This window comes from Cyclobacterium lianum (genome assembly GCF_900143075.1).
GTDB classification, from domain to species: domain Bacteria; phylum Bacteroidota; class Bacteroidia; order Cytophagales; family Cyclobacteriaceae; genus Cyclobacterium; species Cyclobacterium lianum.
This window is the reverse complement of the sequence record NZ_FRCY01000014.1, coordinates 1-15170: the sequence shown is the minus strand read 5'-3', so window position 1 is coordinate 15170 and position 15170 is coordinate 1. Positions and strand designations below refer to the sequence as shown.

Below are 15170 nucleotides of genomic sequence, written 5' to 3'. Positions count from 1 at the left end.
ATGACTTGGATTTGGATCAAATCTCAGGCAGGATGGTAGTCGCAAAAACCGTTCTTTTACCGCTGATTTTGATTATCAGCCTATCAATAAGGGTTCATCCGCTGTACGCACAGGAAAACCGTGAAGCAGTTCGTTTTTTCCGGGCTGGTGCAGCCAAAAGTAATATCACACCTCCTCTTGGTGAGCCGATTGTCGGAAACTGGGAGGAGCCTCCTGCTGATTATGTACACGATGAACTTTATGCACGCTGTCTGGTACTGGATGATGGTACAACCCGCCTGGCGGTGGTTTTGGTAGACAATGTAGGAGCGAAACAAGAAGTTTTTGATGCGGCTAAAGCCATTATTCAGAAGCGCACAGGTTTGCCCCCGGCACAGGTATTGATCGCATCCACACACACGCATTCGTCTATCAGTGCGGGAGGTGCCGGCGAAAAAAGGAGGGATTGGACAGCAGGAGAGGCTCTGGATGCTTATCAATCTTTTATGGCGTCCAGAATAGCCGACGGAATTCAAAACGCGCTATATAATCTGGAACCTGCCCGGATCGGCTGGGGGAGCGGCAATGTGCCACAACATGTTTTTAACAGAAGGTGGAAAATGAAACCCGGAACGCCGATGCCAAACCCCTTAGGAACTAATGATTTAGCTGTAATGAATCCAGGGGTGGGAAACCCCGATCTTCTGCATCCGGCAGGGCCAACCGACCCTGAGGTGGCCTTTCTTTCCGTCCAGGCCATTGACGGAAGGCCTCTGGCCCTGCTCGCCAATTACTCTTTACATTATGTTGGCGGAGTTCCTGAGGGCCATCTATCTGCAGATTATTTTGGCATGTTTGCTGACAGGTTGCAGGAACTTCTTCAGTTAGACGTTGACCACCCTCCATTCATCGCCATGATGTCCAATGGTACTTCAGGCGATGTCAACAATATCGATTTCAGAGGCCCAAGAGTAAAGCACCCCCCGTATGGGAAAATGAAGGTGGTGGCAGAGGATTTAGCCAGGGAAGTGCTGAAAAGTTATCACGATATTGTGTACAGAGATTGGGTAGAATTGGCTGCCAGACAGGTCTATTTGCCTTTGAAAGTCAGAAGGCCAGACCCTGATTTGTCAGAATTCGTACGTGAAGTTCTGGAGAGACCGGAAGGTGAAACCGGTCGGCACAGACTAGAAAAAACCTATGCGAAGAGAGTGCTTCAAATGGAGACCTGGCCGGATGAAGTCCATGTAATTATTCAGGCGTTTAAAATTGGTGATTTGGGCATAGGAGCTATTCCTTTCGAGACTTTTGCTGAAACAGGTTTGGAAATAAAAGACAGAAGTCCTTTTGATCAAACCTTTACCATTTCACTTGCCAATGGAAGCTATGGTTATCTTCCCACTCCGGAACAACACAGATTGGGAGGTTATGAAACCTGGCTTTCTACAAATAGGGTAGAGAAGGAGGCTTCGGAGAAAATTGTTGATCAATTGTTAACGCTGTTTTCTGCTTTGGATTGATGCCGGTAAACCATGTCAATAAATGCGGATTCGATATCCGGTCTTATGGAGTGCGCCGTAAAATTGATCCTTATAGGGGCGGGAATACTTATGGTAAAAAAACTTTAATAAAAAATAATGAGGCTGAATCGTAAACCGCAAACCAAAGAAACCCTGTGTACCCCGATAGTTTATCATCCTATTGTCCTTACCAGGCCAGTTCTGATTTTTTTGATCGCCGTACTTTTGGCTATATCCAGTCAGAATGCACATGCCCGTCAGGCGGATGGAGATAAAACTACTCCTATAAAGGTTTTTCGTGCCGGGGCAGCGACCAGTGTAATTACGCCAAAAATCGGTACTTCGATTAATGGCGGCATGCAGAATAGGACTGTTCTCCATATTCATGACGATACTCACGCCAGGAGTCTGGTTTTAGACGATGGGGCCACAAAATTAGCTTTCGTCACCCTAGATCTTTGTATGGCTTATCGGGAGACCATCGACAGGGCCAAACTGAGGGCGCAAAAGATTACCTCCATTCCGGTCGAAAACATGCTCATCTCTGCCACCCATACCCATTCGGCAGGAACCGCCTGTTCTGTATTTCAAAGTGATCCTGATTCGGCCTACCTGAGCTTTTTAGAGGAAAGGACAGCTGATGCAATTATCCGTGCCTATAACAATCTTGAACCAGCAAAAATCGGTTGGGGATTTGGTCAGGAATCCAGCCAGGTTTTTAACCGCCGTTGGAAAATGAAGCCGGGAGCCGTGCTGAGCAACCCCTTTGGTGGCGAGGATCAGGTGAAGATGAATCCGGGAATAGCCAACCCCGATTTGCTGGAACCTGCAGGACCAATTGACCCTGAACTTCCCGTTGTGGCTGTTCAATCCATTGACGGGAGACCCATTGCCTTGATGGCCAACTACTCCCTTCATTATGTAGGTGGTACCGGAAGCGGAGAGATTTCCGCCGACTATTTCGGGATGTTTGCCCGAAAAATCAAACAAATGATCGGAGCTGATCAGCAAAAAGTGCCCTTTGTGGCGATGATGTCAAACGGGAGTAGTGGAGATATCAATAATATTAATTTTGCCGGTCCGGTCCCTGATCCTCAACCTCCCTATGCCCAAATGGAAATGGTGGCCAATACTTTGGCGGCGGAAGCTTTTAAGGTTTATCAACAGATCGAGTTCAAAGATTGGGTACCTCTCGGTGTTGTTCAGACGGAAATATCTCTGGGAGTACGAAAACCTGGTGCGAATGAACTGCAGCGCGCTGAATTGATCATGTCGGAAGCCGCGGGTCCCAATATGGTTTCCATGGAAGAAATTTATGCCAGGGAAACGGTACTGATTTCCGATTACCCCGACCAGGAAAATATTCTCCTTCAGGCGATTCGGTTGGGCGATTTGGCCATTACGGCCATCCCATGTGAGGTCTTTGTGGAGATAGGTTTAGGTATTAAAAAGGAAAGTCCCTTCGATCATACTTTCAGCGTTTCTCTGTCCAACGGCTACTATGGCTACCTGCCAACACCGGAGCATCATGCCCTTGGAGGCTATGAAACCTGGAGGGCCAGGTCCAGCTATCTGGAAGAAGGGGCATCGGTAAAGATCAGCGATACCCTTCTGGAATTGCTGGGTCAATTGAAATCATCCCCTGCTACATCCAGGTATTCCCAACCTTTGAATGCCGATGAACTGGATTTGGGTAAAACAGTAAAATTATTCAATGGCCAAAACCTGGCTGGCTGGTATACCTTTCTAAAAGATAGAGGGAAGAACAATGACCCGAAAAATGTATTTACCGTTAAGGATGGCCTCATTCACATATCCGGAGAAGAATGGGGCTGCATCACCACTGAAGAAGAATATGAAGACTATAAATTGCTCGTTGAATTTAAATGGGCAGGAGGAACCCACGAGCCCCGACTGGAGAAAGCAAGGGACAGTGGGGTTTTGCTACATTCCCGGGGGAAGGACGGAAGTTATTCGGGTACCTGGATGAATTCCATCGAATGCCAGATCATAGAAGGTGGTACCGGCGATTTTATCGTGGTCGGAGACGGGACCGATCGGTTTGCGATTACCAGCCCGGTGGCCCCTGAAAAGGTAGCTGGTGCTTATGTTTACCAACCCAATGGAGACCCGGTAACTGTTCATGGCGGAAGGGTGAACTGGTTTGGCAGGGATCCGGATTGGAAGGATGAAATTGACTTTAGAGGAGTCAATGATGTGGAAAATCCGGTAGGCGAGTGGAATACATTGGAATGCCATGTATTTGACGGAGAAATCACGGTTTACCTGAATGGTATTTTGGTGAACAGGGCATTGAACGTTAAACCCCGTAGCGGAAAGATTCAGATTCAATCTGAAGCTGCAGAATTAATCCTGAGTAGGGTCGAAATCAGTCCTATTTTAAATTGAATAAGCAAAATTAAGAGGGCCAGCTTTGCCGGAAATTTGGAATACGATACCATGACATCAATATTCAGCTTTCATTTTGCGCGTCGGTATATATGGCTTTTTTCGGTCTCATTGGCGGGATTTTTGGCTTGTGAAACAAGGTCTGGTAGGGAAAGCACCCTCCAGGAGGCGCCATTTGAAGTGCAGGATGCGCCTGTAAATTCTCCCTTGTACACCTATTCCGATTCTGTTGATCTTAAAAATGCCATGGCCAGTTTTCGCCTGGAGCCAGGCTTGCAAATTGAGTTAATTGCGGCAGAACCCCTGGTAATTGATCCGGTGGCTTTTGCATTTGACGAGCAAGGATTTATGTACGTAGCAGAAAACCGCGGCTATCCGGACCCTGCTGAAGGTGGGGCACCCACAAAAAAGGGTAGGATTGCCAGATTGGAAGATAGAGATGGTGATGGCAGATACGATCACAGGACCGAATTTGCGACGGGGCTTACTTATCCCAACGGGATCATGGTTTGGCGTGGTGGAGTTGTCGTGACCTGCGCACCTGATATTTATTACTTTAAAGACACGAATGGTGATGGTATTGCCGATGTGAAAAAGGTGCTGCTTTCCGGTTTCAATGCAGATAAAACCGCCCAGATCAGAATCAGCCACCCCACTCTGGGCATGGATGGCTGGATCTACCTTACCAGCGGTTTGAATGGTGGAAAGGTATGTTCTCCTGAACATCCGGAACGGGACCCCGTTGCCTTTTCGCCCTCAGATGGCCGTTTTCATCCGGAAACCCTGGAGTACCAGACCACAGGAGGAAGAAGTCAGTTTGGATTGACTTTTGACGCTTTCGGCCGGCGCTTCGGGACATCCAACAGGCATCCCCTGCAGCACGTGGTGATCGAACCCTGGTACCTGGAGAGAAACCCCCACCTTCTATTCAACCGGACAGTTAAAGATGTAGCCCCTGCAGAGTCGGAGGGAACAGTATATCCCATCAGTCAGGCGGTCACTACTGCCGATTTCATTCCCAGATTAATGGGGCTTTCCCATAAAGGTACCTTCACCTCTGCCTGTGGACCGGTAATATTTAACGGCACTGCTTTGGACGAGCAGCATGTCGGGAATGCTTTCATTTGCGAACCGGCACAAAACCTGGTCCAGAGGCAGATTCTTGTTCCAGAAAGCGTATCCTTTAGGTCTGCACCTGCATATGAGAATAGGGAATTTTTGTCTGCGACAGACAGTTGGTTCAACCCGGTATTTCTTGCCAATGGGCCCGGCGGAGCACTTTATCTGGCAGATATGCACAGAAAGGTGATAGACCACCCCTCTTATGTGCCCGGAGACGCCAGAAAGGATTTGGATTTTGAAAGTGGTAAGGATAAAGGAAGAATATACAGGATTACAAGAAAAGAATTTATCGATAGTAGCAGCCTTCAATCAAACCCATTTACCTCCCTGACAGCCAAACAGGATCTGGTTAACTTGCTGGCCTCTCCAAATGAATGGGAAAGATCTACCGCTCACCGTTTGCTTCTCGAAAAAATGGATCAAAGTACAATTCCCTTCTTGTGGGATATGGCTACCAGTGGAATGCGGCCTGAAGGCAGGGCAAGAGCGTTGTGGCTTCTTTATGACCTGAAGGCTTTGGACGGGCGGTTGCTTCAGGAAGCCATCAGGGATAGGGAAGTAGGTGTAAGGGAGCAGGCGGTATTGCTATCAGGAAAGCTACTGGGAAAATTTCCGGAATTGATCCAGCCATTGATGGCTGCTATCCTGGATGAGGAGATCAGGGCCAGGTACCTTTCCGTTTTGGAATTGGGTTCGATGAGCGGCCAGGAGGTCATAGGTAATCTGGCCAGGGTGGCTGCAAAAGATGCTGATGACCCCTGGTTTCGGGCTGCTGTTTTGAGTGGTATTGGCGACGAATTACCGGCTTTCCTGGATTCATTCCGTAAACAGTCTGGAGCTTCCGGGCCTGCTTTTTCACTAATGATGCAGGACCTTGGAGAATTGTTCGGTCATGCAGCACAGATGGCTGACTGCCAGTTACTGCTTGAAGAGATGCTTGACTCAGGAGGAGAACTGCGTTGGAGAATGGCCACAGTACTCGGACTCTTAAAGGGTCTGGAAGCGGGTGATGTGTCCACAGTGGATGGAGGACTCGTTGACGCCTTGCTATCAGATTCTTCTTCAAGGTTAAAAGTCGCCAAAGTGAGGGCCTTTATCGAACAGGTAGCCCGCCTGGCTACAGATACAGAAGAGCCCTTAGCCGAGAGAGAGGTAGCCACCGCAGTCCTCGGATTTGTTCCCTTCCACTGGGTAAGTAAGGATTTGCAAAGCCTGTTGCAAGCCCGGCAGCCGGTTGACATCCAGCTCGAGGCAGTGAAATCTCTTGGTCGGATGGAAAATCCTGAAGCCGGCCGCTTGTTGCTGGCTGCGGAGACATGGCCTGCCTACACGCCCCGTATGAAATCTGCTGTCATATCGGCAATGGTATCAAGAACGCCTACAGTGCTCCAGTTATTTACAGCCATTGAAGAATCAGTAGTAGCTCCGGCAGAAATTCCTTCCGTGATCCGGCAAAGGTTGATGAACGAAGACGATGATTCGGTAAATAGACAGGCAAGGCGTCTCTTTAACGGGCTGGAAGCAGGAGGCAGGATGGCGGTATATCAGGAATTTCTTGAAATACTGGACAAACCGGCTGATCCGGCTTTAGGTAAGGCTGTATTTAATAATAGCTGTTCCTCTTGTCATTCTTATGCCGGAACAGGTGGTGATGTGGGTCCCGACCTTTCCGGTGTCAAAAATCAGCCTCCTGATGCGCTGCTGCTTCACATCCTGGTTCCTAATTACGAAGTGTTGCCCGCTTATCAGGCCACTGCTGTGCGCACAGCAGATGGAAGATCATTCTCAGGATGGATAGCTGCGGAGTCTGAAAACAGTATTACGCTGAGAACGGCTTTTGGCACCGATGAATCTATACTCAGATCGAATATTGAGACCATTCACCATTCGGGACTTTCTTTGATGCCCGATGGATTGGAACAAACCATGAAGGGAGATGACTTGGCCAATCTGATCGCTTTTCTTAAATCAGGCGGGCTATAACTTTTCTAAACTGGAAACGGCAGTAAAAGATTAAATCGTCGAAAGTTCCATTACTAATCCCTTCAATCTTGTTCAACTCCGTACCTGTGGTGCCTGAGCCTGTCGAAGGCCAATCTCCTTCAACTCCGTACCTGTGGTGCCTGAGCCTGTCGAAGGCCAATCTTAATCAATCTCTTTCCGCCTTCCATTTTTTTTAAGAAAGAAGACATCCTTAAAAAAGTGGCGATATTTAGAAAAAATCGAACTTCATAAAAATAGAATAAAAAATTAGTAAAATAACTGTAAAAACAATTAAATACCTGATGAACAAGGTGTATATTTACTGACCCGATGCAAGGTCTTATCTGTAACACCCGACTAGAAATGAATCATATCGTAGAATCGCTACACCATGCAGGACAATCCCGCATTTGGGTTATCCTGATTCTTTCGTTTTTTATGTCCTGTGACCCATCCAAGAAATCCGGAGCTGAATTAAAACAGGGGAAGAGCTATTTCCTGCAAAAAATTGATTCTATTAGGATAAACCGGGACAATGCCATAAGGCTGCTAGACTTTCATCCATCAAAAAATCACTTTCTGGCATATGACCTGATCACAGAGGAGTTTTTGATAGTAGATGGAAATGGTCGGGTATTGGAAGCCTCTAACCTGGTAGGCGAGGGGCCGAACGAGTACAACAGCAGTCTGCTTGCGGCTTCCTTCAATCAGGAAGGTGGAGGATATTTTCTTCAGAGTTCAAATGAATTTTTGTGGTATAACCCGGATTGGGAGCTGGAAGACAGGCTGCGGTTTGCCTCCTCCATATTTATCCGTTTTTATTCGGGCCCCAGGTTAGAAGTCCCCTATTTCCGGTATGAGGACGACTCATCGCCCCATTTTTTCACCAATTTTTTTTCGGGAGTCAATAACGGTATACGGGGAATTGATGAGGGCAGTGAGTCAGATTACCTGATCGAGTTTTACAATCCCGGTAGAGAAAGCCTGGAATGGGGCCTCGCCAATAAGAAGGAGTTGTTGCCAGGGTTAATGGAAGCATCCGGACCCGAACCGACCAAACCTACACAGGTTTTTGCCCTGGACAGAAAGACCAATAAGCTTTACCTTACCTTTGAGCAGTCTGGCGAGATTGGGGTTTACGATATCGCCGGGAATTTTGAATTGGAAGAAAGACTCACATTTATTCACAACGATTTTTCGGTCATGAAAAATGCAAGAAATAGGAGCGTTTTTCAATTTGACGAGGATCTCCTGGGAATACTTTATTTTGAGGGTCTTTCTGAGGCTGCCACCGAATCCAGAAAGGCGGATGACCCTGACTATTTTCCTTACGGGGATCCAGGCCTGTACCAGCTGATTATCCTGCAGGATGGGGTGCAACAGGAGGAGGAGATTGCCTTCCCGGCGGGCTGCGAACCCCATGCTGAGATCGTTGTCTTGCCGGGCAGGCGATTGCTAATCAGGGACAGGTACAGGGGAGAGGATGAACCTACCTACTCCACCTATTCGATTTTTGAATTAAAGTCGGATAGGTAATCCGGATGATGCATTGTAAATGTACCTACAGCTATCAGGCAATTGATCCAAAAGAATGCTGTTTTCAAATTAAGGCCCAGAAATCAAGGGACAATCCCCCACAATAGGAATGCGGCTTTAGCCCATTCCAGAAAAAATAGCAACCAAATGTTCCGGGCTTTAGCCCAATTTTTGGATCGGGCAAGTGTAGGGTAATCCAGGTTTGGCTAAAGCCAGGGAAGGTGTCAAAATCCCATATTGCCTCCAGCTGAAGCAGGAGGCAATTGAAAAAAAGTAATCAATAGGAATGCGGCTTTAGCCCATTCCTTATAAATGATATTCAAAAATAGCGGGCTTTAGCCCAATTATGGAATAGATCTGATGAGGAAAGTAGGATTTAAAAATAATATTTATTAAGTTAATAGTTGTAATTCAATCCCTGGAACAAGCCTTCAGTGGGAGAACAGGGTTTTCCATTTCTTAGGTCTGAATCTGCACCATATATGCATCCTTTTTGGTATTTCTCCCTGATTTTCTTGCTATTATTTTCCTGTAATTCTGCAAATAGGGACCAGCCTGAAGGAGATAATGGAAATAGGGCTGTATCCATTTGCTTAGAAAAACTGGACAGTGTTAAGATTGATTACCTGGGGAGTCCAACAGTACATGATTTGGATCCCATAACAAGAACCGTCCTTTTTTTGGAACACAAAGAAACCTCCCAGGAAATCACAGTAGCTGATTTTGATGGCACCGTATTGGCTTCATATTCGAAATGGGGAGACTTTCCCGACACCTATGGAAACCTGAAGGCATCCCTAAAAATCATAGGAAATGAAGGTTTTATGGCCTATGGGTCAAGAGGTTTTTTGTTCTATGATTTTGAAGGAGTTTTGCAATCTTTGGAGAAACACGTTGACAGTCAATACCAGGGGGTTACGCGGATCGGATTGGGCATTGGAATGGAAGGCCTGGAAGATGGATACCTGTACAGGAATACAGTTGGTGGCGACAAGTTGCCGAATGGGGCAGAAGATTATGCTGCACTTCGTCCATTAGTCTTTCTGAACCCTCAAACAGGGGAAACCAAGCCCTTACTACATTTCCCGGAATCTAGTATTTTTTTGAGGGGGAGGTATTTTTTCAGAAATGCCTGGGACCCTGCTTTTACGATTGCTGACCATTTGATTTATGTTGCCTTTGGATTGGAGCCAGTGATATACAGCTATGAAGCCACTCCTCCCTATTCCTTTGTCTCTAGTATTCCACTTGATTTGCCAGATTACAATCCCGCAGAAGGGGAGAAGGAGTACACTCCAAATGTACGGTTTTTTGGGCAGGCAAGGACTTCCGGAAAAATACTCAATATCAAGATGGTGAATGACTTTTTCATTATTGCTTACTTTCCCGGATTTAATGCTGCGGATAGGGAAGCTTCTTTTTCCAATAAATCACCGGAAGGAGCATCAAATTTCTGGAATGGGATGCGGGAAAAATACCCTCATCGAATGGCTATTTTCGATGCTTCCGGAAATAGGCTAAGCGATTTTGAATCTAAGAGGCTAATAGGCAGCTCCATGGTGCTTCGGAACGGCGAACTCTGGATGCAGGAAAAACCGGACGAAGAGGTAGAGCGGGATTATTTCCGGCTTTTTCGGGTGGGGTTGAAGGTTAATGAATTAAAAAATAACGAAGACTAGTTTAACGAAAAAAACCAATATGCGCTATTCATTCTACTTAATGCTTATCCTCTTGATTTCCTGTAAAGGAAATACCGAAAAAGCCGACCCGGATTTTTTTAGCAATTTCCAACTTTCCCTGGATACTATAATCATTGACCCCGGAGATGAAATTCTCTTTGTGAAGCACCAACTATTGAATGCGGACATGGGCTCGGACGGAAAGTACTTTTATAATTTCAATGGTGATGACCATACCCTGGAAAAAATTAACCTGGATGAGTTGCGCCTGGAGGAAAAACTCCCTTTTGAAAAAGAAGGGCCCAATGGGACCGGGCCTGGTATAGGAGTGATGAGAATTGTCGATGAAAGCCATGTTTCCATAACGGCTATGTACCAGATCTCCTTATTCTCTATGGAAGGAGAAAAGTATATGACCGTTTATTATGAAAATTTCTCGTTGGCGAATTGGCATAACGGTGGAGATTTGTTATCGGGAACTAAGGTGGTACTGGACCCCGATACCAAGCAATTATATGGATTGATTCAAGGGTACGAGGATAAAAGGTTTGTTTTGGGACTGCTCCATTTGGAGGAATATGAAACTTCCAGAGTTGAGCTAAAAAGCTTTGAGAGATTACCTGATTATAGTTTTGAATATACGATCTCCGGTAAGGCTACAGTTCATATGAGCGAATCACCGAAAGTAGGGATAGAAAAGTTTGGTAAGAAAGTGGTTTTGTCTAATGAGATCACTAGTGCCCTGGCGTGGTACGATACCGAGATGGATTCCTTGTTTATGAAAACATACGATAGCCAGCTTACTGCCAACCAAAAAGAGAAAGAATATAAAAAAGTACATGAAACTCCCGAGGAATTTAAGGTTGAATATGCAAGGTATCTACAAGAGATTAATTTCATGCCGCCGTTTTGGGATCAGGACGGTCAAATGTTTCTCCGGTTTTCCTATATTGAAAATGAAAGCAGAGCAGATGTATATTTAACGGCTTATGACGAGGACCTTAAAATGCTGGGTGAAACTTTAGTCCCCCAATTGACCAAAAAACCTGCAAGACATTTTGCCAAGGATGGGAAGATATGGCTTTATGAAAATATAAATGACGAAATGGGTTTTATCCGTTTGGAGATGAGGGAATAAGATTGTGACTTTAGGCTGTTTCAATTCCTCAAAGGAAATGGAGCATTTATTGTGAAATTTGGATTAAAGCCTTCATTGATAAAAGGTTTGGCTAAAGCCAATGAGTTTGTCAAAACCCATATTGCCTCCAGCTAAAGCAGGAGGCAATTGAGCAAAAAAGACCGATGACCCCAGATTATGACCCAAATAAATAGGCGATCTCTCTTCAATAGGATTGGGCTTCAGCCCATTCAAAAGAATGCCAATTAAAGGTCCTGGGCTTTAGCCCAAATTGCGGATCGGGCAAATCTTAAATCAAATGGGAATCCTAACAAAAGTTTGATTTTTAAATTTTAATTAATAAATTAATAGTTAAAAATAATTTTTAAACCATATTCCAGGCATTGTCAATGAGCTTTCCCTTTTCTATGCTGAAAAATTTACCAGCCATGCCTCCTATGTTTTTTTCCTGTTGGATCTTCTTGCTGCTCTTTTCCTGTAATTCCGGAAATAAGGGGCAGGATAGAGAAGGCACCGGAGATAAGGCAGTATCCATTTCCTTTGAAAAACTGGATAGTATTCAAATAGACTTCCTTGGGATTCCTGTTGTTCACGATATAGATCCCAGTTCAAGGAAAGTACTTTTTATGGATAATAAGGAGTTTTCGCCAGAAATACATGTTGCGGATTTTGAGGGAAAAATTTTAGCCTCCTTTTTGAAAAGCGGCGATAGTCCGGATAGTTATGGAGGCCTAATGTCAACCCTTCGGATTCGGGATGAAAATACATTTTTAGTATATGGCTATAACGGCTTTATGGTCTACGATTTTGAAGGTACGCTGAAATCTCAAGTGATGCTGGATGATTTTGAGGTTCCAAGTACCAATTGGATTAATATGGGGTTTGGAATGGAAAAGTTAGGAAACCGGTATGTTTATATAAATCTAGAAAAGCCTCCTTTCACATCACAAGAATTTAAAGAATTCCAATTACTAAGTTGGTTGAATCCTGAAAATGGGGAGAAGGAGCCGTTTATTCAGTTTCCTGAAAGCAGTGTATTTAGAAATGGCAACTATTTTTTTCCGAAATCATGGTTTCCTGTCTACACACTGGAAGAAGGCCGGATCCATATTGTATTTGGATCTGATCCGGTTATATATGAGTTTGAAAAACAACCTCCTTATTCATTAATTTCAACCATTCCCCTAAACCTACCCGACTATAGCCAATTTAAAGGTTCAGACCATCCGAAGGATGGACGGCTTTTTGGAATGGGTATGATTTCCGGAAGGATTGAAAATATTAAAAAGATCGGCGGGTTCTTTATAGTTGCCTATTTTCCAGGATACAATAGTTTGGATACAGAAGCGCATTTTGAAAACAAATCCCTAGCTGAATCAACGTTATTCCGGGAAAGGATGCAGAAAAAATACCCTGCTAGAATTGGCATTTTAGATTCGCTAGGGAATTTGATCAATGATTTTGTCCCAGAAGGGTTGGTGGCGAATAGCATGTTGATCCGAAATGGCGAGCTCTGGATGCAGGAAAAGCCGGACGAAGAAGTGGAGCGGGATTATTTCCGGCTTTTTCGGGTGGGGTTGAAGGTTAATGAGCCATATAATAATGACGACTAATTATCTAAAAATTTAAATTCGTTCAATAGGAACGCGGCTTCAGCCCATTCCTGATTATAGATTTTTAATCCCCTGGCTTTAGCCAGGATTGCCGGGGGGAACGCCAGCAAATCAATAGTGGCCTCAATAGGAAAATGCCCAATCCACAGGTTGGCCTGTAAATTTGTTTTTAAGGTTTTGGGGATAAAGTTTTGGCTAAAGCCAATGATGCTGTCAAACCCCAAATTGCCTCCAGCTAAAGCAGGAGGCAATTGATCCAAAAGAATGCTGTTTTCAAATTAAGGCCCAGAATTCAATGGACAATCCCCCCTCAATAGGAATGCGGCTTTAGCCCATTCCAAGTTAATTGCAATCCGATATAAGGGCTTTAGCCCAAATTGCCTCCAGCTAAAGCAGGAGGCAATTGAACCAAAAGAATCCTGGTTCCAAATTATGGCCCAGAAATCAATAGGCGATCCCTCTTCAATAGGATTGGGCTTCAGCCCATTCCAAATTAATTGTATTTCAATATAAGGGCTTTAGCCCAAATTGCTGCAGAGAACATCAGAAAATCCTTCGCCGCCTCTATCAGTAATTGGCCAATTCACAGGTTGGCCTGTAAATTTGTTTTTAAGGTTTTGGGGATAAAGTTTTGGCTAAAGCCAATGATGCTGTCAAACCCCAAATTGCCTCCAGCTAAAGCAGGAGGCAATTGATCCAAAAGAATGCTGTTTTCAAATTAAGGCCCAGAATTCAATGGACAATCCCCCCTCAATAGGAATGCGGCTTTAGCCCATTCTAAAAAAAGCAATCGAATTCCCCGGGCTTTAGCCCAAATTTGAGGTAGGACAAATGTAGAGCAGTCCAGATTTGGCCACAGCCAGAGATTTTGGGGCATTCCCTGGTACCTACTGCTATTAGACAATTGATATAAAAATTCAATAGGAAATCGCCTATTCCAATTAATCTGTCCATGATTTGGGGTTAAAAATGGTTAAACTAAATCATTTTACTTCCATTATGTGCTTAAAATGAATAGGATTAGGGAATATTGCTTTACTTTTATTATATACACCTTTAAATCCAATGATCAACAGAACTTTCCTTGCCATTATACTTATTATAAGTTTTTCCTGTGGAAAATCGCAAGACTCTGCCAGCGTAGAATCAATTGTTTACAGTGTTGATACTGTCATCATTGATTCCAAGGATCGGCTTTTGGATTTGAAAAGAGGTATATGGAACTCAGATTTGAATGATGACGAAAGTGCCATCTTTTTATATAATGGGTTTGATCATTCAATTGATGAGGTAAAGCTTGATCATTTTAAAATTACAAATAATTACCCTTTGGAAACCGAGGGACCAAATGGAACAGGTGAGCACGTTAATTATATCAATTTTTTAAATGACAGTTTGATTTTTATTAAATCCTTTGGTAGATCCGGCGTATTCGCAAAGAATGGAGACCTTGTGGAAAGAATTGACTGGGGGAATGCCATTGATTCTAGTGGAATGGATTATTCGGGAACGCCTCAAAATGAGATTGCCTCTAATTTCAGAGACTTGAAAGTATTTGGGTTATACTATGACCGAAAAAACAAGAATGTCTTTCTTGATGTATTGTCGGTTGGTGAAAATTCTATTAAGCGATACGATATAGACTCCGAAAAGTCCTATCACCATTTCGTCTTAACGGTGGACGATCCGAAAGACTACACCTATCTGGATCCTATTGTATACATGAGTTTTGAAAATGATTTTGTCCTGGTAAGCCATCAATTTTCAAATGAACTATACCTGTTTAATTTGATAGGAGAATTTATTAAAATGGTTAATTATAAGCCTGAAATGACTCCTGAGCGGGCCAGAGATCTTAGCCAATGCTATTAAGTTAAGCTTTTTGGTTTGTTATTTTGGTTTCAAAATGGAATAATTTTGATTTTTCCCTGCCGGTTTCGGTATCTTGGCGAGCTTTTTATCAGGTTTCGGGCATAGGCTTCCTTACTCCTGAAGCAGGTGTCAATTTTTGGTGCGATATGTTGTATTTTCTTCTCTTTCCTTCCCTTTTTTGCTATTTATAGTATTGGTTGGTCCTTGCCGATTTTCCCAGACCCTTTCTAGAAAATTTCCTTCCCTTCTTTACCGCTACCTGCTTTCGGGCTATCTTGTTGACCAGGATTTCCAGTATTTTTTCCACACTTTCCCGGCT

Annotated in this window: 8 protein-coding genes; all 8 read left to right on the top strand. The window is 44.3% G+C overall.

What is annotated here, in order from left to right; genetic code table 11:
• Window positions 1-32: 32 nt before the first annotated feature.
• The 8 genes from BUB19_RS18345 (at window position 33) to BUB19_RS18305 (ending at window position 14851) form a co-directional block, all read left to right on the top strand.
• Window positions 33-1499, top strand: a complete 1467-nt coding sequence (locus BUB19_RS18345; protein WP_218588576.1) for a hypothetical protein — start codon at window positions 33-35, stop codon at window positions 1497-1499.
• A gap of 117 nt (window positions 1500-1616) precedes the next feature.
• Window positions 1617-3908 (top strand): neutral/alkaline non-lysosomal ceramidase N-terminal domain-containing protein, encoded by a 2292-nt coding sequence (locus BUB19_RS18340; protein ID WP_073096514.1) that lies wholly within the window; start codon window positions 1617-1619, stop codon window positions 3906-3908.
• A gap of 51 nt (window positions 3909-3959) precedes the next feature.
• Window positions 3960-7013 carry a PVC-type heme-binding CxxCH protein gene (locus BUB19_RS18335; protein WP_084097465.1) on the top strand — a complete coding sequence of 1018 codons (3054 nt, stop codon included), beginning with the start codon at window positions 3960-3962 and terminating at the stop codon, window positions 7011-7013.
• Window positions 7014-7376: 363 nt separating this feature from the next.
• Window positions 7377-8549, top strand: a complete 1173-nt coding sequence (locus BUB19_RS18330) for a hypothetical protein (RefSeq protein WP_143156094.1) — start codon at window positions 7377-7379, stop codon at window positions 8547-8549.
• Window positions 8550-9229: 680 nt separating this feature from the next.
• A complete protein-coding gene (locus BUB19_RS18325) occupies window positions 9230-10228 on the top strand; it encodes a hypothetical protein (protein ID WP_073096781.1) in 999 nt (332 codons plus the stop codon).
• Window positions 10229-10247: 19 nt separating this feature from the next.
• Window positions 10248-11366, top strand: coding sequence for a DUF4221 family protein (locus BUB19_RS18320; RefSeq protein WP_084097463.1), 1119 nt, complete (start codon window positions 10248-10250; stop codon window positions 11364-11366).
• 428 nt (window positions 11367-11794) lie between these two features.
• Window positions 11795-12979 carry a hypothetical protein gene (locus BUB19_RS18315; protein WP_245802900.1) on the top strand — a complete coding sequence of 395 codons (1185 nt, stop codon included), beginning with the start codon at window positions 11795-11797 and terminating at the stop codon, window positions 12977-12979.
• 1065 nt (window positions 12980-14044) lie between these two features.
• Complete coding sequence (locus BUB19_RS18305) at window positions 14045-14851, top strand: DUF4221 family protein (RefSeq protein WP_073096499.1); 807 nt, start codon at window positions 14045-14047, stop codon at window positions 14849-14851.
• Window positions 14852-15170 lie beyond the last annotated feature (319 nt).